This window comes from Pseudomonas sp. ADAK13 (assembly GCF_012935715.1).
GTDB lineage: Bacteria > Pseudomonadota > Gammaproteobacteria > Pseudomonadales > Pseudomonadaceae > Aquipseudomonas.
Window position 1 is genome coordinate 4,099,088 of record NZ_CP052860.1, and the last position, 23,471, is coordinate 4,122,558.

A 23,471-nucleotide genomic window follows, 5' to 3' on the forward strand; every position below is an offset into this window, starting at 1 on the left:
ACTTTTATGGATTAGTGGTGCAGCTTATTCAAATATACAGAATCATGCGCAGCACTTAGCCTTTCGGTCAATCACGCGAACCGGAGGCTCAATGAAGCGATCGACCTTAGGGCTGCTGCTGTTACAGACAGTCTTCGTGCTGTCGTGGAGTTCGGGCTTTATCGGCGCGAAATTGGCGGCCCGGAGTGATGGGGTGTTCAACGTGCTGTTCTGGCGTTTTTTGCTGGTGTCTGTGTGCCTGGCGCTGTTTTTGAACGTGCGGCTGCTGAAGGTTTCCCGGGCCCGGATCCGCCATCACGCGGTGGTTGGTTTTCTCTCGCAGTTTCTCTATTTGACCTGTGTCTATGTGGCGATCCAGAACGGATTGCCGCCGGGGATTGCGGCGATCATCGCGGCCTTGCAACCGTTGATGACGGCGGCTTTGTCATCGGGCAGCGTGAACGAGCGCAGTGGCGGTTGGCAGTGGCTGGGGTTGATGATCGGTTTTGCCGGCGTATCGATTGTGATCTCGGGGCAATACCGCAACAGCGGGGCCGACGTCGGGTGGCTCATGTACTTATTGCCCCTGGTGTCGGCGCTGGGGCTGACTGTGGCCACGCTGTATGAACGACGGTCTGCCCAGGTTCAGTCCGGCGACCTTGCCCTGGCGTTGTTTATCCAGTCGTTATTGACCTTGATCGGCTTTGCCGCCGCAGTGTTATACACCGACACGCTGAGCATTCCCCGGGCTCCCGACGTGTTGATCTCCATCATTTGGCTGACGGTGTTTTCTACCTTCCTGGCTTACCTGAGCCTGTGGATGTTGTTGCGGGTGATGACGGCCACCCACGTGGCGGCGCTGGTGTACCTGGAGCCACCCGTGACATTGGTATGGGCCGCGCTGATGTTTGGCGACGTGATTTATGCATCCACGTATATAGGGATCGCCGTGGTGGTGGCAGGGCTGATTCTGGTGCGTCTGAAACAACCGGCCGCAGCGTGTACTTCTTGAAAAGGTCAGTTTTTCTTTACCTGCCGTCTGCCCGCGGGTTCAGCAACCTGACAGTTGGCACCTGTTAAAAAGTCTTATAGCCAAGCAGGAGCGCGGCTGGAACAAGGGGGCATTTTTTACTGGTGTAAACGCTGGGCGGTGACGCCTGAGGATTCTGTATGTTGTTACGTTATGCAGCATTGGCGGCCCTGGTCGTCGCGGCTTCCGGGTGTGTAGAGGAGCGGGTCGTGCATGATCGACGACCGGTGCAGCGTGAATATGTAGAAGTCGTGGCGCCGCAACCGCCACCGGTGCAGGTCATCGAGGTCGAGCCTGAAGGGCGGCCAGGCTACCTGTGGTCGCGCGGTTACTGGCGTTGGGAAGGCGGGCGTTATGTGGCGGTGCATGGTCACTGGGAGCCGGAGCGTCCAGGCTATCGCTATGTGCATCCGCATTGGGTACAGCGCAGTGATGGCTATCACTGGCAGGGCGGTGGTTGGGTTCGCTGACCGTATTTGCGTGGCTTAAATCGGCTTCTTCGTACCCAGAAGCCGAACTTCCCTGAGCAGCGCCGCGCCCAACTGGCCGGTGCCCAGCTCCTTGTAACCGACCGCTTTTATATCGCCGCTCTCTTCCGCCTGGATGAGGATCACCGGTGTTTCCTTGCCTGTGCCTTCGTCGACATGCATCGCGTATTGCGGGATATCCAGCTTGATCGGCGTGCCTGCCGCCTGGCCTTTCACATTGATCAGAAACGCCGCACAACCGGTATCCACATCCTGGCTGGTGGCGGAGCGGCCGCTGACGAAGCAGGTGGAGGGCAGGTCGGGCCAGGTGATGGCCTCGGCGAGGGCGAGGGAGGGCATCAGCGTCAGGAAAAGTAGCGGAAGTTCGCGCATTTTGGTTCTTCCAGATTTGGGTCAGTAGTCATGCCTATGACGTGGATAGGCCAAAGGTTACGCGAACCGTGAAAGAGAGTTCCAGCCAGCCAGGAGGATTTTGATGCCTGCTTGGCGCAGGCTTGTGTCATCTGATCAATGCTGATCGGTTTGTCGGGGCAACGAATCAGACCTTTCAGCGCTTGAACGCTGAATGTTGTTAGTTGAGGCTCAGGTTTGTTGTTCATGGATCAGGTCCCTTGGGCAAATTTTGGATGCGCTGAGTGGCGCTAGGCGGTAAAAAGATAGCCCAACCGCGTTCTTCCCGGCATCGAATACTGCTGCTCAACGAGATACAACATATGACCGACCGCCACCTCATCATCCCCACCTCCATGCAGCCCATCGTCGAGCGCGCCGGCTACGTGCCGGCCGTAAAAGTCGGCAAGACGTTGTACTGCGCAGGCCAGGTCGGCCGCACGGAAAACCTGGAAGTCATCACCGACCCCGAGGCGCAATTCATCGCCGCCTGGGAAAGCCTGCGGCTGGTATTGGAGGAGGGGGGATGTACCTTCGAAGACGTGGTCGACATGACCACTTACCACGTGAACCTGAGCGAGCACATGGCGGTTTTCCGTGAGGTGAAAAACCGCCTGTTCCCCCGAGGGTTGTGCGCCTGGACGGTCATTGGCGTATCAGAACTGGCCAATCCAGGCTTGCTGCTGGAGATCAAGTGCGTCGCGGTTCAGCGCTGACTCACTGCACCACGCGGTAGCACGGCACGTAGGCAGCGCCGCCCGGCAGTTTCATCCGGTGCTGCTCCACAAACGCTTTCAGCAACTCATCCAGCGGTTTCATGATCGCCGGGTCGCCATGAATCTCATACGGCCCGTTTTGCTCGATCAGGCGGATGCCCTTGTCCTTGACGTTGCCCGCCACGATCCCGGAGAACGCCCGGCGCAGGTTGGCCGCCAGTTCATGGGGTGGCAGGGCGTGGCTCAGTTGCAGGCTGGCCATGTTGGCGTGGGTCGGGTCGAACGGACGCTGGAAGCCTTCGTCGATCTTCAGCAGCCAGTTGAAGTGGAACGCGTCGTTGCGCTCGCGGCGGAACTGTTTGACCGCTTTCAAGCCGACGGTCATCTGCCGTGCCACTTCAGCCGGGTCGTCGATGATGATCTGGTAGTGGGCTTGAGCCGCTTCGCCGAGGGTGGCGCCGACGAACGCGTGCAACTGTTGCAGGTACGGCGCGGCGTGTTTCGGCCCGGTGAGGATCACCGGGAACGGTACGTCGCGGTTGTCCGGGTGCATCAGGATGCCCAGCAGGTACAGGAACTCTTCGGCGGTGCCAGCGCCGCCCGGGAAGATGATGATGCCGTGGCCGACACGCACAAAGGCTTCGAGGCGTTTTTCAATGTCCGGCAAAATCACCAGCTCATTGACGATCGGGTTCGGGGCCTCGGCGGCGATGATCCCCGGCTCGGTCAGGCCCAGGTAGCGCCCGCCGGTAATGCGTTGCTTGGCGTGGGAAATGGTCGCGCCCTTCATCGGGCCTTTCATCACGCCGGGGCCGCAGCCGGTGCACACGTCGAGGCTGCGCAGGCCCAGTTCGTGGCCGACTTTCTTGGTGTATTTGTATTCTTCGGTATTGATCGAGTGCCCGCCCCAGCACACCACGATCTTCGGCTCCACGCCCGGGCGCAGGGTACGGGCGTTGCGCAGCAGGTGGAACACGTAGTCGGTGATGCCCTGGGAGCTGCTCAGGTCGATGCGCTGGCTGTCCAGTTCGTTTTCGGTGTAGACGATGTCGCGCAGGGCGCTGAACAGCATTTCCCGGGTGCTGGCGATCATTTCGCCATCGACGAAGGCGTCGGCCGGGGCATTCAGCAGTTCCAGGCGCACGCCGCGGTCCTGCTGGTGGATGCGTACTTCGAAGTCTTTGTAGGCGTCGAGGATGGTCTTGGCGTTGTCGATATGCGCGCCGGTGTTGAGGATGGCCAGGGCGCATTGACGGAAGAGGGTGTAGATGCTGCCGGTACCGGCTTCGCTCAGTTGCTGGACTTCACGTTGCGACAGCGTTTCAAGGCTGCCTTTAGGGCTTACGGAGGCATTGATGACTTGTCTTTGGGGCATTCTGATTCCCTGAAAGCACAGCCACCGGACCATGGAAGGCCAGTGGCTTGAGGATAGTGCGCGCCGTTTTCGGTCGCATTGGACTGGCATTTTCCCCGGCACTGGAGCCGAGCGCAAACACCGTCGCGCACCATCATGCCGCAGAAGTTACTGAATCAGCTTCCAGTTTTTGTAGAAAAACCGCCGCAAGGTAAAGACCGCTCCGGCAAAGCCGGCGATCAGGCCGTTCAGCACGGACGGCACCAGGGTTGGCCGCACGATATCGATGAACAGGCAGTAGCGCTTGGCGTCGTTCTTGTTGAAGGAGGCGTGCATCAGCGTGTCATCGAAGATAAACAGCGGGTCATCGTGCCAGTAGTGCTTGTGCTTGCCGACCTGGATGTAGACGCCGTCGTGGTGCGGCGCCGGTGCCATGTTGTAGAGCACCCGGAACATCATGCGCAGCGGGCCGAAGTGAAACGAGGTGGAGCGGTTTTCATTGAACACCGACACGCCGATGGTTTTCACATAGGGCAGTTTTTCCCGCAGTTGCGGGATATCCAGGGTGGTTTCGATCGGGCGACCGTACCACTGGAAGAACAGCATGCCGCGCTTCTTCTCGGCCATGCGCTCATCCAGGTACTGGATGATTTCGTCCTTGTTGGCCATGGCGTCGTCGATCACCTTTTGCAGGTCTTCGCGCCAGGCCGCAGGCAAGTCGTTCATCTTGTACACGTGGCGATTGCGCTGGCTCAACAGGTCAAACAGCGTGTTGAAGGGGGCCAGCAGCCAGGTATTGCGGCCGTTGCCGATGAAATACTTCTTGATGGTCGGGCCGTCGTACAGGCCATTACGCAGGAAGTCATACAGCCCGCAGAACACCACCAGCAGCAGAAACACCAGGGTGGTTTTCGGGAAACAATAGATGAACAGCAATACGCCAAGGACCCAGGCGGCGGACGCCAGGCGTTTGCGGATGACGCTCTTACTCATGAAACTTGGCTCCATCGGGCGGTTTTCGATTGCTTCAAAACCGTCCGCGATCGACTGGCAGGCCAGGCAAAGGAGTCAGTCAACCCGTGGGGCATCATGCCCGAGCTGAAACATATCGAAATAATATGGTCATGATAGGGTGTTATCGCGCTCAGGTGGCGTTTTAAATGCTGGAAATTTGTGAAGTCACTGCACATTTTTTTACCGTTGTCCCTTTAAAACACCTCGGCTAATAGCCGGATCAGCAGTGTTGCGGATAGCATTTTGTGAACAGAAGATTTGCGACTATCGTGACGCTTCGGTTTTCCGGGCGTCTATGAACCGTACGATTGACGCTGTAATGGCCACCATTGGCCTTCAGCACCTTGGAAGAGGCAGAAATTTTATGATCATCAAACCGCGGGTTCGTGGCTTTATCTGTGTGACCGCTCACCCGGTTGGCTGTGAAGCGAACGTCAAAGAGCAGATCGACTACGTGACCGAACACGGTGCCATTGAAGGCGGCCCGAAAAAGGTGCTGGTCCTCGGGGCTTCCACCGGCTACGGTCTGGCCGCGCGCATCAGCGCCGCCTTCGGCTGCGGCGCCGACACCCTGGGCGTGTTTTTTGAGAAAGAAGGCGAAGAAGGCAAGCTGAGCTCTGCCGGCTGGTACAACAGCGCCGCCTTCGAGAAATTTGCACTGGAAAAAGGCCTGTACGCCAAGAGCATCAACGGCGATGCGTTCTCCGACGAGATCAAGCGCCTGACCATCGAAACCATCAAGAAAGACCTGGGCAAGATCGACCTGGTGGTCTACAGCCTGGCCGCGCCACGCCGTACCGACCCGCAAGGCGTGGTGCACAACTCTACCCTGAAGCCGATCGGCAAGGCCGTGACCCTGCGCGGTATCAACACCGACAAGGGCGTCGTGGTCGACACCACCCTTGAGCCGGCCACCCAGGAAGAAATCGACGGCACCGTGAAAGTCATGGGAGGCGAAGACTGGCAACTGTGGATCGACGCCCTGCGTGACGCCGACGTATTGGCCGAAGGCGCCAAAACCACTGCGTTCACCTACCTTGGCGAGAAGCTGACCCAGGACATCTACTGGAACGGTTCCATCGGCGAGGCCAAGAAGGACCTGGACAAGAAAGTCCTGACCCTGCGCGAAAACCTCGCTGCACTGAAGGGCGACGCCCGTGTGTCGGTGCTCAAGGCCGTGGTGACCCAGGCCAGCTCGGCGATCCCGATCATGCCGCTGTACCTGTCGCTGCTGTTTAAAGTGATGAAAGAGCAGGGCACCCACGAAGGTTGCATCGAGCAGGTCTACGGCCTGTTCAAGGACAGCCTGTATGGCAAAGAGCCCAAGCTCGACGCCGACGGCCGCCTGCGCGCCGACCTCGCGGAACTTGAGCCGAAGGTTCAGGACGCCGTAGCGGCGCTGTGGAATCAGGTGTCTGACGACAACGTTAATGAGATCAGCGATTTTGCCGGCTACAAGGCGGAGTTCCTGCGTCTGTTCGGTTTCGAGATCGACGGCGTGGACTACGACGCGGACGTCAATCCGACCGTGAAGATCCAGGGCCTGATTCAGGCCTGAGCGATGTGAGCAGGCCGCGACCTTGAAGAGGTGTTATCAAGGCCGCGGCTGGTTACTTCACAACCTCAGGCAGTCCGGGATGAAGAGAGGCGCGCCTGTGCCTCGCTGAACGCGGGCCGCCTGACGTTTACCACTTCTTTTTCCCACAGCGGGTTCAAGGGCATGTGGTAACCACTGTCTTTGGCTGTCCGGATCAGTTCTGCCATTTCCTTGCTGTCATTGATGATGGAGATTTCGGCGAACCGTCCGAGTTTGGCCGGCAGGAAAAAGGTCACCGGGTAGTTGGCAGCAACATCAGCCGCCGGGCTCCCTGAGTCCGTATTGTGGTGAACCACCCATTCTCCCTTCCCCACCAGCGCCTCATTGATCGCAGGGATCATGTTCGCTATTCGCGACGTGGCATTGCCGATGTTGCTGTCTTCCTTTTGATAAAAACGACCAGCGCTTTCATAGTCTTCGCGCAGTTCATTTGGCGCCTTGTATTGACTGGGATCTGCACTGCGTTGTTTGTAGCCATCAATCCGCTCCTTAAATACGCTGTGGGCGACATCCGGCACGGGTAGCTTGTCTTGCGGGCCGAGGTCACTCAGGTGAGGGCCGATCAAGTGCAAATCATAGTCAGCCGTCAGGGCTTTGCCGCTTTCGGGTTTTGCCAGCACTTCGACAGGCTTGCCTTGGTGCGTGATTTGAAAGTCGTTATCTAAGGGTGATTGGCGCTTGCCTTCGAATGCGTACATTTGCTGGCTTGGCCCCTGTGCATTGAAGCGTATGACGCCGTCAGGGGTCTCGGGTTGGAGTTGATCGATTTTGCCGAGTTTCAGCAGGTCGTCAAGGCGCTTGCTCGACACCGTCAACGGAACTGAAACCGCATAGCCATCCTGGATGCAGCCGGCGGTTTGCTCGTTGGCCTTGGCGATTTTCTGCGGATTGTTTTCAGAAAACTTCTCCAGTTTACTGAGCGCCTGGTCCACGCAGATCAGGCCCGCCTGCGGCCCCCAGTCGGCACTTTTGCCTTTGATATGAAAGTCCTTGGTGGGATGCCCCGCCTCGATCAGCCCGGTTGCCACTGGCTCGACCGCACGTACCCCTATGATGGTGTTGTGCTCAGCGGCCAGGCGCTGGAAAGGTGCAAGATGGCTTGACGCAATTCCGGTCTGGTCTTTGACCCGTTCGATAGCCGACTCCACGGAGCGCTTTTCCAGCGCGACCGATCCGCCATTCTGTTCAATTTGGCGATTTTCCAGTATTGCTCTGCTGGCGCTTGATGGAGAAATAAGAGAAGTATTAATAGTGTTCATGGGTTACCTCCAACTTCGTTGCGACGTGTCGTGAGTTTTATGGAGTTCCCTTCCAGACAAATGCGTGACCGATTGCACCGTCGACGCTAAGTAACCCGTCTAGTCCGTGCTATCGGAAATATCTGAAGTGTTCCGAGACGTATTTATGCAACCCATTGATCCCGCATCTGCAGGTGTTTGAAACGGAGATGTCCTTATGACGATTCGCGCAGTGGTCTTTGATTTCGGCGGTGTTCTGTTCGACTGGAACCCGCACCATCTTTACCGCCAGTTGATTGCCGACGACCAGGAACGCCAGCGGTTCCTGGACACGGTCTGCACCCAGGCCTGGAACACCGAACAGGACGCCGGCCGCAGCCTGGCCGAGGCGACCCGTACGCTGATTGCCGAACACCCGCAGCATGAGCCCTTGATCCAGGCGTACTACGACCGCTGGCACGAGATGTTGCGTGGCTCATTGCCTGAGGGCGTGGCGATTCTGGAAGCGTTGCATGAAGCAAAAATGCCGCTGTTCGGCCTGACCAACTGGTCCGCCGAGACCTTTCCCTATGCCCGCGCCCACTATCCCTTCCTGCAGTATTTTCGCGACATCGTCGTGTCCGGCGAAATCAAGCTGATCAAGCCCGATCCCGCGATCTACCACGCCAGCCTGGCGCAAGTACGCGCCCATCTGCCGGATATCAAACCGGCTGAGGTGGTGTTTATTGATGATGTGGCCGGTAATTCCGAGGCAGCCATTGCCCTGGGTTGGCAGGGGATTCATCACGTGTCTGCGGGGCAGACACGTCAGCGCTTGATTGAGCTGGGGGTGAACCTCTAGCGCGCCCACTTCTCCATGACGAAATCCACAAACGCCCGGAGTTTGGGCAGGCGATAGCGGTCCTGCGCGTAGAGCAAATGCATGGGGCGGCTGGGCAGTTGGTAGGACGTCAGCAATGCCACCAGTTTCCCGGCCCGCAGGTCGGGCTCGACCAGTGCGTCAGGCAGCATCACGATGCCCATGCCTTCCAGCGCCGCCTGGCGCAAGGCCTGCGAACTGTTGATGGTCAACGAGCCGGAAACGGGAATTTCCACCTCGCCCTCGGCGCCGCGCATTCGCCACAACTTGTCGGCGTTGCGCCAATCGTCGGTCGCCGGGTAAGCGAACGCCAGGCAGTCATGTTGCTGTAGATCATCGGGGCATTGAGGCGTGCCACGGCGCGCCAGATACGCCGCAGAGGCGCAGAGGGTGATGGTGTAATCCTGCATCGGTCGGGCAATCAGGCTTGGCGCGTCCAGTTCGCCCAGGCGGATGGCCACGTCGAAGCCGCTGTCGACCATGTCCATCCGCTGGTTGCTCAGCACCACGTACAGTTTGATCTGTGGGTAACGCCGGGAAAATTCACTGAGCGCCGGGGCCAGGCGTTCGGTGCCAAAGGCCGGCGGTGCGGTGATCCGCAGCAGCCCCTTGGGCACGTCGCTGTTGGCTTGCTCGGCCATCTGCTCGGAGTCGGCCACCAGGCCCAGTACCTCCAGGCAACGCTGGTAATAAATCCCGCCAAACTCGGTCAGGCTTTGCTTGCGTGTGGTGCGCTTGAGCAGGCTGACCCCCAGGCGTTGTTCCAGCGCGCGCAGGTGATTGCCGACCATGGTGGTGGACATGCCGCACGACTGAGCCGCGGCCGTCATGCTGCCGGCTTCCACCACTTTCACGTACACCGTCATCGCCTGGAACAGATCCATTATCAAGCCCTGATTTAAAGTGATCGCAGTGTTGTGCAGTTTATCCAGCTCGGGTGGCTAACGATACTGGTGCCATCACAACGATGCACTGGAGCCTGACGCCATGACCGCCGCCTGCCTGATGACCACTTATCAACCGTCGCCCCTGAGCTTTACCCGTGGCCTTGGCACGCGCCTGTGGGACCAGCAGGGCCGCGAATACCTGGATGCCGTGGCGGGTGTGGCGGTGACCAACGTCGGCCATTCCCACCCACGGTTGGTGACGGCCATCAGTGAGCAGGCGGGTTTGCTGCTGCACACCTCCAACCTCTATAGCATCGACTGGCAACAGCGTCTGGCCCTGCGGCTCACCCGGCTTTCCGGGCTGGACCAGGCCTTCTTTAATAACTCCGGTGCCGAAGCCAACGAGACGGCGCTGAAGCTGGCCCGGCTGCATGGCTGGAAAAAGGGCATCGAACAGCCGCTGGTGGTGGTGATGGAGAACGCCTTTCATGGGCGCACCCTGGGCACCCTGTCTGCCAGCGACGGGCCTTCGGTGCGGCTGGGGTTTCAAAAGCTGCCGGGGGACTTTATCAAGGTCGGCTTCGGCGACTTGAAGGCGCTGGAGGCCGTGACCGAGGCATTCGGCCCGCGGATTGTCGCGGTGCTGCTGGAGCCGATCCAGGGTGAAAGCGGCGTGCAAGTCGCGCCGCCGGGCTATCTGAAAGCCTTGCGCGAGCACTGCACCCGGCAAGGCTGGTTGCTGATGCTTGATGAGATCCAGACCGGGATCGGCCGCACCGGTCGCTGGTTTGCCTTCCAGCATGAGGGCATCGTGCCCGACGTGATGACGCTGGCCAAAGGCCTGGGCAACGGCGTGCCGATTGGCGCGTGCCTGGCCCGGGCCGCCGTGGCGCAACTGTTTACTCCCGGCAGCCACGGCAGCACATTCGGCGGTAACCCGTTGGCCTGTCGGGTGGGTTGTACGGTGTTGGAGATCATCGAAGAGCAAGGCCTGCTCGACAATGCGGCGCAGCAGGGCGAGCGGTTGCTGGCGCGCCTGCGGGTGGAATTGAGCGAACATCCCCAGGTGCTGGCGATTCGCGGGCAGGGGCTGATGATCGGTATCGAACTGGCGACACCTCAGCGCGACCTGGCCCAACGCGCGGCGCATGAGCATGGCCTGCTGATCAACGTGACACGGGGCAAGATCATTCGCCTGCTGCCGCCGTTGACCATTGACGGCAAGGAAGTGGAAATGATCGTGCGGGCGCTTTCCCGGCTGCTGCACTAAACAGGGATGAGGCCGACGCGGAGCGTCACTGGCTGCATTCCCACGCAGAGCGTGGGAACGATCAGGGGTAGCCGGAGCCCACCTGCACCCCGTTCAACCACTCCTGATTCAGGGTTTCGGTGTCCCCCAGATAGTCGAGCAACCAGGCCATGGCCGGCGACAGTTTGTTCTGCGCCCACGCCACGCACGACGGGCTGGCGGGGAAGGGCCGGGACAGTTGCAGGGCGCTCAGCTCGCCGCGCTCGATCCACGGTTGTACCAGGTGCGCCGGCGCCATGCCGACGCACAGGCCGTCCCGCAGGCAATCAATCGCCGACGCCCAGTGCGGCACCACCAGGCGGCGCTGGTTGTCCAGGGTCCAGGTGTCGCGCTTGGGCAGGTTGCGTGAGGTATCGGTCATGCACAGGGAGGCGAAGGGCCGCAATTGGTCATCGCTGAGCAAGCCTTCTGCCGCCGCCAACGGATGTCGGCTGCTGACCACGCACAGCCAGTTCAACAGGCCCATGTCGCGAAAGGTGAACTGGCTGGCCACCGGCACCGCGCTGGTGGCGCCGATCACGATGTCGGTGCGGTCATCGGCCAGGGCATCCCACACGCCGTTGTACACCTCGTAGTCCAGCAGCAATTCCACCTCCGGGAACTGGCGATAGAAATCCAGCACCAGTTGCCGGCAGCGCTGCTGTTTGACGATGGAATCCACCGCGACTTTCAGCTGGCCGCTCCAGCCATTGGCCACTTGCTGGCACAGCCTTCGGGTGCCAAGCATTTTTTTCATCACGCCGCGGGCTTCGTCGACGAACAATTTACCGGCGGGCGTCAGCTCCACGTCCCGATGACGTCGGACAAACAGCGGCACCGCCAGCCATTCTTCGATTTGCCGCACCGTGTAGCTGATGGCCGACGGCACCCGGTGCAGTTCTTGGGCGGCGGCGCTGAAGCTGCCGTGGCGAGCCACCGCGTCCACGACATCCAGGGAATATTCAGACCACATGCAGGCTGCCTTCAAAAATATTGATAAGAGAGTCCAATTATTCTCGCTTCACAGGGAAGCATCCAGCTTCATAATAGGTGCCAGTCAGCAAATAGTTTGATGGCAGGTTATACAAGGCTTCAATGAAAAACTCTTTTGGATTCACCTGGTACCTGGCGGGGCTGAGCATGCTCGGCTATCTGGCCATGGATATGTACTTGCCGGCGTTTGGCGCCATGGGCGAGCAACTGCAGATTTCCCCCGGCGCGGTGGGCGCGAGCCTGAGCATCTTCCTCGCGGGCTTTGCCGTCGGGCAGTTGTTGTGGGGGCCGCTGTCCGACCGGCTGGGACGCAAACCGGTGTTGCTCACCGGCCTTTCCCTGTTTGTGCTCGGTTGCCTGGGCATGTTCTGGGTCGAGACTGCACCGCAGTTGTTGGCCCTGCGCTTTGTGCAGGCGATTGGCGTGTGTTCCGCCGCCGTCAGTTGGCAAGCGCTGGTGATTGATCGCTACCCGGCGGACAAGGCCCATCGGGTATTCGCCGGCATCATGCCGCTGATGTCTCTGTCACCGGCCCTGGCGCCGCTGTTGGGGGCGTTGATGCTGAATCACTGGGGCTGGCAGGCGATCTTCGGCGTGCTGTTGGTGGTATCGCTGCTACTGCTGTTACCGACACTGTTTCTCAAACCATTGCCGAAACGCCTGACAACCGATGGCGAACCTTCCCGTCTCGGCTATGGGCAGTTGCTCAAGTCGCGGGTATTCACCGGCAACGTGATGATCTTTGCCGCGTGCTCCGCCAGTTTCTTCGCCTGGCTCACCGCCTCGCCGTTCATCCTCGGCGGCATGGGCTACAGCCCCAATGACATCGGCTTGAGCTACGTATTGCCCACGCTATCGTTTTTGATCGGTGGCTACAGTTGCCGCAGTGCGTTGCAGCGGTACCAGGGCAAGACCTTGTTGCCCTGGTTGCTGCTGGCGTACTGCATCAGCATGGGCGCGCTGTACCTGGTGGCCACCTTGACTGTGCCGACGCTCAGCACCTTGCTGATTCCGTTCTGCCTGATGGCGCTGGTCAACGGCGCCAGCTACCCGATCGTGGTGGCGAATGCGCTGATGCCATTTGCAGAAAATTCCGGCAAGGCGGCAGCCTTGCAGAACACGTTGCAGTTGGGCCTGTGTTTCCTCGCGAGTCTGATCGTGTCGTCGATGATTGATCAACCGCTGTTGATCACCGCGATTGTGATGCTGGCCACCGCGCCATTGGCCGTGTTGGGTTACTGGCTGGCGCGGCCGAAGGTTGATGATGCCGATGCCGACCTGGTGAGTGCGCCTTAAAACGTCACTTCCAGGTTCACCGTCGGCGTGGAGGTGCGACTGCCCCGGCCGCCGTCCACGCCGAACTTGTTATGCCAATACTCATACCCGACGCCCAGGTACAGGTTGGGCTTGACGCTTTTACCCGGGCGCACCGCCACCATCAGCGCGGTGCGCATCAGGGTTTCCGGCGCGGTGTCGCGGCCATGGAAGTCTTCGCCCTTTTCCCCGACGTGATTGATAAACCCCTGAAACTTCGCCCCATGGTTGCCGATCTCGAAAGGTCGCATCCAGGTCAGGTTGAGCATGTAGGTATCGTCGAAGGTGTGGTCGGGTTCTTTCGCGCCGGGGATGCCGGAATGGTTCCTTTCCTTGTAGTACATCAGGCTCAGGTCCAGCACGCCGACGGTGTTGAACTTCAAGGTCGGGCCAATCACCAGCGCGCGCTTTTTCGCCGACGCCAGGTTGTTGTTGCGGTTGGCATCAAAGCCGAAGGTCAGCGCGTAATCCTTGATCACCCCGGTGCCCAGCGGCACATCGAACACCCGTGAGGCGTACAACTGGTGCCGGTACACGGCATACACTTCGCTGCCGCCGTGGTCGGTGCCCTTGCGCGGGTCGCGGCTGTCGGACAGGAACACGTCGAGGTTCAGGTAATTGCTGCCGTACTGGTAACCGCTGGCGTGGGTGAAGCTGTAAATACGCTTGCTGAATTCATCCGGGTTGTTCGGGTTGGTGAACTGCTGGCCGTAGCGAAATCCCAGGCTGTTGTTCATCCATTCCAGCGCGACAGCCTCCCCGCCGCCGAACAGTGTGAGCAATACGGTTGCGCCGTGCAGTGCCTTTTTCATTGTTTTAATTCCTTTGGCGTTTTGGCTCATGGCAACCGTGCAAGGGTCGCCGGGCGCAGTATCCGCACATCCGTTGTGGGTTCCAAAGAACAGAATCTCGCCTGGGCCGATGCCGAAACGGCAGCACTGAAGCTGGCCGGAGAGTCAGGAAATACGCGGCGTCCAAGGCGTTTCCTGATGTTCGCGCAGGCTGATTTCTTCACTGAGCAGATGGGCCATGGCTTGCACCGCGATCGGCAAGTCCCGGTCTTTGCGGGCGTACAAGCCCAGGTCGCTGAAGATCCCGCCCTGGTCGCTCAGCGGGATGTGCAGGAGTTCGCCCCGGGCCAAATCAACTTCCACGCCGATGCGCGTCTGGAATGCGATGCCCAATTGCTGGCGGGCCAACTGCCGGGCCAGTTCCATGGAGTTACTGTGCAGCAGCGGCTTGTTCGCTGCCGCCGAACGCTTGTGTAGCGGTGCGATCAGGTGATGAACCGACAGCTCGCTCTTGGCCTGGATCACCCCGTGCTCGCAGCAGACGGCGTAACTCACGCTGGCCTCGCCGGCCAGTGGATGTCCCGGGGCCATCAGCGCACCGAGACGGAAATGGCCGACACAGACCTGGATGGTTTCGCTGCTGCGCGGTAATGCAAAAGCCAGCCCCAGATCAGCCTGGCCATTGACCACTGCGCCGGGAATCGACTGTGAACCTTGCACCGTGACGCCAATGGTCACTTTCGGATAGCGCTCCCGCATACGCTTGAGGGCGGCGGGCAGCAGTTCCACGGTGGCGCCTTCCACCGTGGCGATTTCCACGTGGCCGGTCTGTACCTCGTTCAAACCCTCCAGCTCGCCCCGCACGCGCTCCACATCCTGCAGCACAAAACTCACGTGGCGCGTGAGGATCTCGCCGGCTGCGGTCAGGCGCAGCCCGCCGGGCAGCCGTTCGAACAGCGCTGCGCCTACTTCGTCTTCCAGCTTGAGGATCTGCCGGTTCACCGCCGACGACGCTACGTTCAGGCGCCGCGCGGCTTCGCGGATCGAGTGGCAGCGGCGAACCATGTCGAAGTAGTAAATCGCCGGGGCGTGAATGCGCAGCTTGCGGTTGAGCATTTTTTTCGAGTCCTTGTGCGCAGCGCTTCGAGCCACGGGGCAGGGCGGCTGAATGGATTTTTGTAACGCCGTTAGTGATGGTTTTGTGAAAATGATTGTATACAACTCTATGGACATCCAATCTTTCTATTGCATACAGTGAGTGCACAACAAAAACAGAGAACCCCTCACCATGACTATCCCGAAGGCGTCACCGCAGCGGCCAGAAGACGAGAATCTCGGCGTCGCGGCCAACATGGCTTACGGCCTGCAGCATGTACTCACCATGTACGGCGGCATCGTGGCCGTACCGTTGATCGTCGGCCAGGCGGCCGGGTTGTCGCCGGCCGATATCGGCCTGCTGATCGCCGCCTCGCTGTTTGCCGGTGGCCTGGCCACACTGCTGCAAACACTCGGGTTGCCGTTCTTCGGCTGCCAGTTGCCGCTGGTGCAAGGGGTGTCCTTTGCCGGCGTGGCGACCATGGTGGCGATTGTCGGCAGCGACGGCGCGGGCGGCATCCCGGCGATCCTCGGGGCGGTGATGGCCGCGTCGTTGATCGGGTTGTTGATCACCCCGGTGTTCTCGCGAATAACCAAATTCTTCCCGCCGCTGGTGACCGGCATCGTGATCACCACCATCGGCCTGACCCTGATGCCCGTCGCCGCCCGCTGGGCCATGGGCGGCAACAGCCGCGCCGCCGATTTCGGCAGCATGCCCAACATCGGCCTGGCGGCGCTGACCCTGGTGCTGGTGTTGTTGCTGAGCAAGATCGGCAGCGCGACCATCTCCCGGTTGTCGATTCTGCTGGCGATGGTGATCGGCACGGTCATCGCGGTGTTCCTCGGCATGGCGGACTTCTCCAGCGTGACCCAGGGCCCGATGTTCGGCTTTCCCACACCCTTCCATTTCGGCATGCCGACCTTCCACCTCGCGGCGATCATTTCCATGTGCATCGTGGTGATGGTGACGCTGGTGGAAACCTCGGCGGACATTCTCGCGGTGGGCGAAATCATCGACACCAAGGTCGACTCCAAACGCCTGGGTAATGGCCTGCGTGCCGATATGCTGTCGAGCATGTTTGCGCCGATCTTCGGTTCATTCACCCAAAGTGCGTTCGCCCAGAACGTCGGGCTGGTGGCGGTGACCGGGGTCAAGAGTCGCTACGTGGTCGCCACCGGCGGGATATTCCTGGTGATTCTCGGCCTGCTGCCGTTCATGGGGCGGGTGATTGCGGCGGTGCCGACTTCGGTGCTGGGCGGGGCCGGGATTGTGCTGTTCGGCACCGTGGCCGCCAGTGGGATTCGCACCCTGTCCAAGGTCGATTACCGCAACAACATGAACCTGATCATCGTCGCCACTTCCATCGGTTTTGGCATGATCCCGATTGCGGCACCGAGCTTCTATGATCACTTCCCGAGCTGGTTCGCGACCATTTTCCATTCGGGCATCAGCTCGTCGGCGATCATGGCGATTCTGTTGAACCTGGCGTTCAACCACTTCACTGCCGGCAACTCGGACCAGCAGTCGGTGTTTGTCGCCGGGACTGAGCGCAGCCTGTGCTTCCAGGACGTGGCGGCGTTGCGGGATGGGGATTACTTCAGCGGCGGCAAGCTGTTTGATGCCGAGGGCAAGGAGATTCCGTTGCTGGAAGAAGTGCCGAAGAAAGCGGCGGTGCACGGCAGGGCGCAGACGAGCGAGGTGTAACAGCCAATCATTGTGGCGAGGGCGCTTGCTCCCGTTGGGCTGCGAAGCGGCCCCAGCTTTTGCGACTGCTTCGCAGTCGAGCGGGAGCAAGCTCCCTCGCCACATACACGGTGTTATCAGCTGACTTTTCTGTGGGGCACCGCGCACGCCTCATCCAAAAACTGCACCACCGTCCCCATGCACGCCTGCCGCTCTTCAACATGCGGCATGTGGCTGGAGTCTTCAAACAACGCCCAGCGCACATCGGCGATCTCATCCAGGAACGGCTTGACCACCAACGGCGTGGCCTCGTCATGGCGACCGGAAATCACCAGGGTCGGCACATTGACCTTCGACAGCCGGCCAATTACGTTCCAGTCTTTCAAACTGCCAATCACATGGAATTCCGTCGGGCCGCTCATGGCGTGATACACCGTCGGGTCGGCGTCCACCTGGGCGAACGTGCGGGCGACTTCTTCCGGCCATGGATTGACCCGGCACACATGCTGGTCATAGAAAATCCGCGAAGCCGCGAGGTATTCAGGGTCTTGGTAGGTACCGGCCTGTTCGTGCTTGAGCAGGGTCTCGTGTACGCCTTCAGGCAATAATTTGCGCAGGCGGTTGGCTTCGCTGACCCAGGTACGCATGCAGGTCGGCGAGTTGGCCGGGATGAACGCCCGCAGGCCCTTGGGTTGCAGGATGGCGTGTTCGCTGCCGAGCATGCCACCCCAGGATTGCCCCAGGATCGCGTAGTTGTTGCTGATTTGCAGGTGGTCCAGCAGGTTGTCCAGTTCTTCCAGGAACAAACTCACGGTCCAGAACGAAGGGTCTTTGTCAGGCAGGTGGGTGGAGCGGCCGTTGCCCAGTTGGTCGTAGTGAATGACCGCGTGGCCGCTGGCAGCCACGTCCTTGTAGGCGTCGACATAATCATGGGTACAACCCGGGCCACCATGCAGGATGACCAGCGGCGTGAGGCCGCTGTCCAGGTCGCCGGTGATCCGATACCAGGTTTGGTAGTCGCGAAAGGCCGCATAGCCTTCGCGGATTGTTTCGATGAATTCCATTTCGTGCCCTGCCCTGAGAAAAAGTGATCAGGTACACGATAGTCGGCACAGAAAGTTTAAGTAACTAGCAAAACAGCTAGGTTTTTCCTTCGGATCAATCTTCAAGCAACCGGTAGTGGGTGGCCCGTACCACCGCTTGGACCCGGTTCTTGGCCCCGAGCTTGTGCATGGCCGAAGCCAGGTGCAGGGTGACGACGGCCAAGGAACGGCTCAGTTGCGTGGCGATTTCGGCGGCGGTCAGGCCGTCGGCGGCCCATTTCAGGCATTCGCGTTCACGCTTGGTCAGGCGGATATGCGGGTATGAACGCAGCTCCTTGCTGAATAGCGGGTAGGCCGCTTCCTGCAAGGCGTGGGTAATCAGGCTGAATTCCGACAGGGTCTGGCGGGCATCCTGCAACACGGTGCTGGCCTTGCCGGTGCGCAGGCCGGTCAGTGAGGCGAAGCCGCCACGGGGCAGGTGGATCGGCACGCTGACGCCGCAGGTCATCTGCCGGTCGTGCAGGTAGCTGGATACGGGGGCGTGACACGGGTCGATGATCTTTTGCAGCGCAGTGTCGGCCTTGGCTTCGTAGGACCAGACAAACGGTGAAACCGTCGACAGTGCCAGATGCTGCACCGGATCGATCTGATAAAAGCCGGCGCTGCACCACAAGCTGTACCAGTCGGGGGGCGTATTGCGCAGTTGCAGCACAGAAGGGGTGATCAGTGCACCATTATGGTCAATGGGCACGGGGGTGTAGTCGTAGACCAGCGCATCAAAACCCAGGTTCTGGGCCAATACGAGGGTGTTGTCCATCTGTTCATCCAGGCTCCTGCCGGGGATGAGACGGTCATTAAATGCGGTTAGCCTGGCCAGCATCCGTTCTGCTCCCGAATTCGTTTGAATCTCGTCTTGCTGCAAGTAGAATGCCACGCCCCGGCGAAGGACTGCCAGACCAAACCTATAAGAATTACCAGGTTATGGACGCGCGGCATCCTCGGTAGTGTTGGCCTTTAAACGGCCACTATTCCCAGGGCCGACACACAACAAGGAATGTATGCATGTGGCGTGAAATTGCCCCCGACCAGCAGTACAACGTGCAAGTCGACGGCCACAACCTCGTGGCCTATAGCTTTGGCGAAGGCGATGAGGTGTTGCTGTGTCTCAATGGCGGCCCGGGGCTGCCTTGCGACTACTTGCGCGACGCTCATGGCTGGCTCAAGGACAACGGCCTGCGAGTGGTTGCATTCGACCAGCTTGGCACAGGCGCTTCAGCCAGACCGACCGATGTTTCGCTGTGGGAAATCGGCCGTTATGTCGAAGAAGTTGAAACCGTGCGCCAGGCCCTCGGCCTGGGCCGCGTTCACTTGCTGGGGCATTCCTGGGGCGGATGGCTGGGCATCGAGTACGCCATTCACTACCCCGACGCGCTGAAAAGCCTGATCCTGGAAAACACCGTCGGCGACATTCCGCACCTGTCTCTGGAACTGGAACGCTTGCGCGGAGCCCTGGGCAGCGAAACCGTGGCCATGATGCAACGCCATGAAGCCATGGGCACCCTTGACCACCCGCAGTACCAGGCTGCCATCACCTTGCTCAACTACCGCCACGTCTGCCGGCTGGACGAGTGGCCGGCGCCGGTCCAGCGCTCCCTTGGCGACTGGAACATGGGCCCCTACGAAACCATGCAGGGCCCCAACGAATTCCTCTACATCGGCAACCTCAAGGACTGGAACCGCATCCCCGAGATGGCCGAATTCAAGATGCCGATACTGATCACCACCGGCCAGCACGACGAGCTGACCCCGGCCTGCGCCATGCGCATGAAAAGCGCGGCCAGGCACGCCGAGCTGCACGTGTTCCCCAACAGCAGCCATATGCCGTTTTACGAAGAGCCCCAGGCTTACTTCCCGGTGCTGCTGGACTTTCTTGCTCGTCACCGAGGCTGACGGATGAACCTGGCGCGTTACCGTTTTGTGCTGTCCCGGCCGCTGCAATTGCTGCCGGTGCTGTTTGGCATCAGCCTGATCACCTTTGTGCTGGTGCGCTCGATTCCCGGCGACCCGGCGCGGGCCCTGCTGGGGTCACGCAGCACGCCGGACGCCTTGCTGAAGATTCGCGCCCAGTACGGCCTCGACCAGCCCTTGTGGCTGCAATATTTCTACTTCCTGAAAAACCTGCTCAAGGGCGACCTTGGCCAGTCGCTGCTGTACAAGGTCGACGCGCTGAAACTGATCGTCACCCGCATCGAGCCGACCCTGTTCCTGGTGCTCGGCAGTGTGCTGCTGGCGCTGTTGATCGCCGTGCCGCTGGCCACCGTGGCCGCACGGAATAAAGGCGGTTGGGCGGATAACCTGATCCGGCTGTTCACCACGGTCGGCCTGGGCATGCCGGCGTTCTGGCTGGGCTTGATGCTGATCCTGTTGCTCAGCGTGCAATGGGGATTGTTCCCGGTCTCCGGTTATGGGCGTACCTGGCTGGACAAGGCGCACCACATGGTGCTGCCGTGCCTGACCATCGCCCTGGCGTTGTCGGCGGTGCTGGTGCGCAACCTGCGGGCGAGCATGTTGATGGAGCTGCAGGCCGACCACGTCACCGCCGCCCGGGCGCGAGGGTTGTCGGAGGCGGCGGTGTTTCGTCGCCATGTACTGCCCAATTCCCTGGTGCCGGCGGTCAACCTGCTGGCCGTGAACATCGGCTGGTTGATCAGCGGCACGGTGGTGATCGAAAGCCTGTTCGCGATTCCCGGCATTGGCCAGTTGCTGGTGCGCGGGATCTTCACCCGCGACTACATGGTGGTGCAGGGCGTAGCGATGGTGCTGGCCTGCGCGACCGTGCTGGTCAACTTTGTCGCCGACGTGGTGACGGTCGCGCTGGACCCGCGAGTGAAAATGCAATGAGCAGCCGCCCGTTGATTGCCCCGTGGCGCTTGCGCCTGCGCTTTGGTTTTCGCAAAGGCCGCCTGACTGCGGTCTGGGGCCTGTTGATTCTGTTGGCGTGGCTGGCGCTGGCCGTTTTCGCACCGTGGATCGCACCCTTCGATCCGATTGCGCAAAACACCGACATCAGTTTGCTGGGCCCCAGCCTGGCCCATCCCTTTGGTACGGATAACTATGGCCGCGATATTCTTTCGAGGGTGATCTGGGGCGCGCGAATCGACCTGCAACTGGCGGTGGTCGGGGTGATCTTTCCATTCCTGATCGGCACCTTTGTCGGCGCGGTGTCCGGTTATATCGGCGGGCGGTTCGACAGCTTCTGCATGCGGGTGATCGACGTGATCCTCGCGTTTCCCTTCCTGGTGCTGATGCTGGCGATCATGGCGATCCTCGGTCCGGGGTTGAAGAGCTTTTATATCGCCATGGCGCTGGTGGGCTGGGTGTCTTACGCGCGGCTGATTCGCTCGCAGATCCTGGTGCTCAAGGAAAGCGACTTCGCCCTGGCCGCCAAGAGCCTGGGTTTTGGTCATGGGCGCATTCTGTTCCGGCATTTGTTGCCTAACGCGATGTTCGGCTCGATTGTGTTCTCGATGTCTGACGCGGTGCTGGTGCTGCTCAACGGTGCGGCGGTCAGCTACCTCGGTTTGGGCGTGCAACCACCGACGGCCGAGTGGGGCACCATGGTTGCCGAAGGCCAGGCGTTTATCACCACGGCCTGGTGGATTTGCACTTTCCCGGGCCTGGCCATCGTGACATTGGCCATGGGCTTCAGCCTGCTGGCCGATGGTGTGGCGCAAGTGTTGGGAGAACGCTCATGAGTCTTCTACAAGTGCGCGACCTGAGCGTGATCGCCAATAACACCGGGCGGGATGTGACGTTGGTGGACCGGGTGTCCTTCGACCTGGCCGAAGGTGAAATCCTCGGCCTGGTGGGCGAAAGCGGCTCGGGCAAGACCATGGCCTGTCGCGGGCTGATGCGCTTGCTGCCGTCCCCCAGCCTGCGGGTGCAGGGCGGTTCGGTGCGCCTCGCGGGCCAGGATTTGCTCGCGCTGGATAATGCCGGCATGCGCGCAGTACGCGGCGGAAAACTGGGAATGATTTTCCAGAACCCCAGCAGCCACCTCGACCCGCTGATGCGCATCGGCGAGCAGATCGCCGAAGGTATCCGCCTGCATCAGGGTGCTTCGAAAAAGGACGCACGCTTGCAAGCCATCGAGGTGCTGCGCCAGGTCGGGATTCCCGATCCGCAGGCGCGTATCGACAATTACCCTCACGAGTTTTCCGGCGGCATGCGCCAGCGGGCAATGATCGCCGTGGCCCTGGGCTGCAATCCCAGCGTGCTGATCGCCGACGAGCCGACCACCGCCCTCGACGTCACCGTGCAGGCGCAGATCCTTCGCCTGCTGCTGGACCTGCGAGACCAGCGCGGCTTGTCGATCATCATGATCACCCACGACCTGGGCGTGGTGGCGCAAACCTGTGATTCCATCGCCGTGATGTACGCCGGTCGCCTGTGTGAGCACGGCAGCAAATACGAGCTGTTGGCGCACCCGCAACACCCTTACACCGCCGGCCTGATCGAGTGCCAGCCCGCCACCAGCAGCGGCCATGCCTTGTTGCGCACTATCGCCGGGCAGCCTCCGTTGCTTGATGCATTGCCCAAGGGCTGCCGGTTCAACCCGCGTTGCCCGCAGGTCGGCAGCTTGTGCACCGAGCTGCTGCCGGTAGGCGCACGAGTTGCCTGCCACTATCCCCTGGGAGTTCGCCCATGACGCTGTTGCAGGTGAATGACCTTGAGGTGCGATTTGCCGCCGCTGGCAGCGGCCTGTTTGGCTTGAATAAACAGTGGGTGAGGGCGGTCAATGGTGTTTCGCTGACCCTGGCCGCCGGCGAAACCCTCGGTTTGGTGGGTGAGTCCGGCAGCGGAAAAAGCACGTTGGGCCGGGCGATCTTGCACCTCAACCCCATCAGCGCCGGGCAGGTGGTGTTTGACGGTATCGACATGGCCCACGCCGGGCCGGTCGACATCGCACGTCTGCGGCACGAGACGGCGATGATCTTCCAGGATCCCTACGCGGCCCTGAACCCGCGCCTGACGGTCGGTGAAACCATTGCCGAAGTGCTGCGAGTGCAGCGCAAGGTGTCGCCAGACAATATCCCGCGCCGGGTCAATGAATTACTCGACCTGGTAGGCCTGCGCCCCGAACTCGCCAGCCGTAAACCCGGCTCCCTGAGTGGTGGGCAATGCCAGCGCGTCGGCATTGCGCGGGCGCTGGCGGTGGAGCCGCGGCTGATCATCGCCGACGAATGCGTGGCCGCCCTGGATGTGTCGATCCAGGGCCAGATCATCAACCTGCTGCTGGAACTGCAACAGCGCATGAACCTGGCGATCCTGTTTATCGCCCACGACCTGGCCATCGTCCGGCGCCTGTGCGACCGGGTGGCGGTGATGTACCTGGGGAAAATCGTCGAGGAAGGCCCGGTGGAAGCGGTCTTCACCACACCGCGTCATCCGTACACGGCGGCCCTGATCCAGGCGATTCCGGAGATTGATCCGTACCGCCCGCTGCCCAGCGAACCGTTGCCTGGCGAGCCGCCGAGCCCGCTGAAACTGCCCAATGGCTGCGCCTTTCACCCGCGTTGCCGGCATGCACGCGCTGTGTGTGCCGAGGTATTGCCGCCGACTCACTTTGTGCAAACGCATCGGTACAGTTGCGTGCTTGAAGAGCCTTTGACCCTATCTGCCACTCGTGAACAACCGCCGTTATAGACAAG

General features: G+C 60.7%; 24 protein-coding genes. 13 read left to right on the forward strand and 11 right to left on the reverse strand.

Annotation, left to right across the window (positions count from 1 at the left end; genetic code table 11):
- The first annotated feature begins 91 nt into the window (after window positions 1-91).
- Together HKK54_RS18910 and HKK54_RS18915 are read left to right on the forward strand one after the other, a co-directional pair.
- The gene (locus tag HKK54_RS18910; protein WP_169387456.1) at window positions 92-991 is read left to right on the forward strand and encodes a DMT family transporter; all 900 of its coding nucleotides are present in this window, start codon (window positions 92-94) and stop codon (window positions 989-991) included.
- A 158-nt stretch (window positions 992-1,149) separates the two neighbouring features.
- The gene (locus HKK54_RS18915) at window positions 1,150-1,479 is read left to right on the forward strand and encodes a YXWGXW repeat-containing protein (protein ID WP_169387457.1); all 330 of its coding nucleotides are present in this window, start codon (window positions 1,150-1,152) and stop codon (window positions 1,477-1,479) included.
- Between the two features lie 15 nt (window positions 1,480-1,494).
- Here the strand turns inward: HKK54_RS18915 and HKK54_RS18920 are convergent, their stop codons facing one another.
- A complete protein-coding gene (locus HKK54_RS18920; RefSeq protein WP_169387458.1) occupies window positions 1,495-1,869 on the reverse strand; it encodes a hypothetical protein in 375 nt (124 codons plus the stop codon).
- Window positions 1,842-2,096, reverse strand: coding sequence for a hypothetical protein (locus HKK54_RS18925; protein WP_169387459.1), 255 nt, complete (start codon window positions 2,094-2,096; stop codon window positions 1,842-1,844). The genes HKK54_RS18920 and HKK54_RS18925 overlap by 28 nt, the downstream gene beginning before the upstream one ends.
- A gap of 114 nt (window positions 2,097-2,210) precedes the next feature.
- Between HKK54_RS18925 and HKK54_RS18930 the strand changes: the two genes are divergently transcribed.
- Window positions 2,211-2,603 carry a RidA family protein gene (locus HKK54_RS18930; protein ID WP_010176260.1) on the forward strand — a complete coding sequence of 131 codons (393 nt, stop codon included), beginning with the start codon at window positions 2,211-2,213 and terminating at the stop codon, window positions 2,601-2,603.
- Window position 2,604: 1 nt separating this feature from the next.
- Here the strand turns inward: HKK54_RS18930 and ppnN are convergent, their stop codons facing one another.
- Both ppnN and HKK54_RS18940 read right to left on the reverse strand, forming a co-directional pair.
- Complete coding sequence (gene ppnN / locus HKK54_RS18935; RefSeq protein WP_003218868.1) at window positions 2,605-3,978, reverse strand: nucleotide 5'-monophosphate nucleosidase PpnN; 1,374 nt, start codon at window positions 3,976-3,978, stop codon at window positions 2,605-2,607.
- Between the two features lie 147 nt (window positions 3,979-4,125).
- The gene (locus HKK54_RS18940; RefSeq protein WP_169387460.1) at window positions 4,126-4,950 is read right to left on the reverse strand and encodes an aspartyl/asparaginyl beta-hydroxylase domain-containing protein; all 825 of its coding nucleotides are present in this window, start codon (window positions 4,948-4,950) and stop codon (window positions 4,126-4,128) included.
- Window positions 4,951-5,335: 385 nt separating this feature from the next.
- Here HKK54_RS18940 and fabV point away from each other — a divergent pair, with 385 nt between their 5' ends.
- Window positions 5,336-6,529 carry an enoyl-ACP reductase FabV gene (gene fabV, locus HKK54_RS18945; RefSeq protein WP_010176257.1) on the forward strand — a complete coding sequence of 398 codons (1,194 nt, stop codon included), beginning with the start codon at window positions 5,336-5,338 and terminating at the stop codon, window positions 6,527-6,529.
- 65 nt (window positions 6,530-6,594) lie between these two features.
- Here the strand turns inward: fabV and HKK54_RS18950 are convergent, their stop codons facing one another.
- Window positions 6,595-7,827, reverse strand: a complete 1,233-nt coding sequence (locus HKK54_RS18950; protein ID WP_237150958.1) for a CyaA/EF/ExoY family adenylyl cyclase toxin — start codon at window positions 7,825-7,827, stop codon at window positions 6,595-6,597.
- A gap of 196 nt (window positions 7,828-8,023) precedes the next feature.
- Here HKK54_RS18950 and HKK54_RS18955 point away from each other — a divergent pair, with 196 nt between their 5' ends.
- A complete protein-coding gene (locus HKK54_RS18955) occupies window positions 8,024-8,647 on the forward strand; it encodes an HAD family hydrolase (RefSeq protein ID WP_010176255.1) in 624 nt (207 codons plus the stop codon).
- Here HKK54_RS18955 and HKK54_RS18960 read toward each other — a convergent pair.
- Entirely contained in the window at window positions 8,644-9,549 is a 906-nt protein-coding gene (locus HKK54_RS18960) for a LysR family transcriptional regulator (protein WP_010176254.1), read from the reverse strand. The two genes, HKK54_RS18955 and HKK54_RS18960, sit on opposite strands and share 4 nt — an antisense overlap.
- A gap of 103 nt (window positions 9,550-9,652) precedes the next feature.
- Here HKK54_RS18960 and HKK54_RS18965 point away from each other — a divergent pair, with 103 nt between their 5' ends.
- The gene (locus tag HKK54_RS18965) at window positions 9,653-10,822 is read left to right on the forward strand and encodes an aspartate aminotransferase family protein (RefSeq protein ID WP_169387461.1); all 1,170 of its coding nucleotides are present in this window, start codon (window positions 9,653-9,655) and stop codon (window positions 10,820-10,822) included.
- A gap of 61 nt (window positions 10,823-10,883) precedes the next feature.
- Here HKK54_RS18965 and punR read toward each other — a convergent pair whose 3' ends face one another.
- Window positions 10,884-11,813, reverse strand: a complete 930-nt coding sequence (gene punR / locus HKK54_RS18970) for a DNA-binding transcriptional activator PunR (RefSeq protein ID WP_169387462.1) — start codon at window positions 11,811-11,813, stop codon at window positions 10,884-10,886.
- Between the two features lie 122 nt (window positions 11,814-11,935).
- On the opposite strand from punR, the gene punC reads away from it, so the two are divergent.
- Complete coding sequence (gene punC / locus HKK54_RS18975; protein ID WP_169387463.1) at window positions 11,936-13,129, forward strand: purine nucleoside transporter PunC; 1,194 nt, start codon at window positions 11,936-11,938, stop codon at window positions 13,127-13,129.
- On the opposite strand, the gene HKK54_RS18980 is transcribed toward punC, so the two are convergent.
- The gene (locus HKK54_RS18980) at window positions 13,126-13,959 is read right to left on the reverse strand and encodes a hypothetical protein (RefSeq protein WP_010176250.1); all 834 of its coding nucleotides are present in this window, start codon (window positions 13,957-13,959) and stop codon (window positions 13,126-13,128) included. The genes punC and HKK54_RS18980 overlap by 4 nt on opposite strands.
- Window positions 13,960-14,103: 144 nt before the next feature.
- The gene (locus HKK54_RS18985; protein WP_169387464.1) at window positions 14,104-15,054 is read right to left on the reverse strand and encodes a LysR family transcriptional regulator; all 951 of its coding nucleotides are present in this window, start codon (window positions 15,052-15,054) and stop codon (window positions 14,104-14,106) included.
- Window positions 15,055-15,226: 172 nt separating this feature from the next.
- Here HKK54_RS18985 and HKK54_RS18990 point away from each other — a divergent pair, with 172 nt between their 5' ends.
- Window positions 15,227-16,738 carry a nucleobase:cation symporter-2 family protein gene (locus HKK54_RS18990; protein ID WP_010176247.1) on the forward strand — a complete coding sequence of 504 codons (1,512 nt, stop codon included), beginning with the start codon at window positions 15,227-15,229 and terminating at the stop codon, window positions 16,736-16,738.
- Window positions 16,739-16,854: 116 nt separating this feature from the next.
- Here the strand turns inward: HKK54_RS18990 and HKK54_RS18995 are convergent, their stop codons facing one another.
- Window positions 16,855-17,781 (reverse strand): proline iminopeptidase-family hydrolase, encoded by a 927-nt coding sequence (locus HKK54_RS18995; RefSeq protein WP_169387465.1) that lies wholly within the window; start codon window positions 17,779-17,781, stop codon window positions 16,855-16,857.
- 94 nt (window positions 17,782-17,875) lie between these two features.
- Window positions 17,876-18,640, reverse strand: a complete 765-nt coding sequence (locus HKK54_RS19000; RefSeq protein WP_010176245.1) for a LuxR family transcriptional regulator — start codon at window positions 18,638-18,640, stop codon at window positions 17,876-17,878.
- Between the two features lie 182 nt (window positions 18,641-18,822).
- On the opposite strand from HKK54_RS19000, the gene HKK54_RS19005 reads away from it, so the two are divergent.
- The 5 genes from HKK54_RS19005 to HKK54_RS19025 are packed head-to-tail and all read left to right on the forward strand — an operon-like array spanning window position 18,823 to window position 23,466.
- Complete coding sequence (locus HKK54_RS19005) at window positions 18,823-19,710, forward strand: proline iminopeptidase-family hydrolase (RefSeq protein ID WP_010176244.1); 888 nt, start codon at window positions 18,823-18,825, stop codon at window positions 19,708-19,710.
- Between the two features lie 3 nt (window positions 19,711-19,713).
- Entirely contained in the window at window positions 19,714-20,661 is a 948-nt protein-coding gene (locus HKK54_RS19010) for an ABC transporter permease (protein WP_010176243.1), read from the forward strand.
- The gene (locus tag HKK54_RS19015; protein WP_169387466.1) at window positions 20,658-21,515 is read left to right on the forward strand and encodes an ABC transporter permease; all 858 of its coding nucleotides are present in this window, start codon (window positions 20,658-20,660) and stop codon (window positions 21,513-21,515) included. The genes HKK54_RS19010 and HKK54_RS19015 overlap by 4 nt, the downstream gene beginning before the upstream one ends.
- Window positions 21,512-22,468: an ABC transporter ATP-binding protein gene (locus HKK54_RS19020; RefSeq protein ID WP_169387467.1), complete on the forward strand. Its 957-nt coding sequence runs from the start codon at window positions 21,512-21,514 to the stop codon at window positions 22,466-22,468. Before HKK54_RS19015 ends, HKK54_RS19020 begins: the two co-directional genes overlap by 4 nt.
- Complete coding sequence (locus tag HKK54_RS19025) at window positions 22,465-23,466, forward strand: ABC transporter ATP-binding protein (protein ID WP_169387468.1); 1,002 nt, start codon at window positions 22,465-22,467, stop codon at window positions 23,464-23,466. Before HKK54_RS19020 ends, HKK54_RS19025 begins: the two co-directional genes overlap by 4 nt.
- Window positions 23,467-23,471 lie beyond the last annotated feature (5 nt).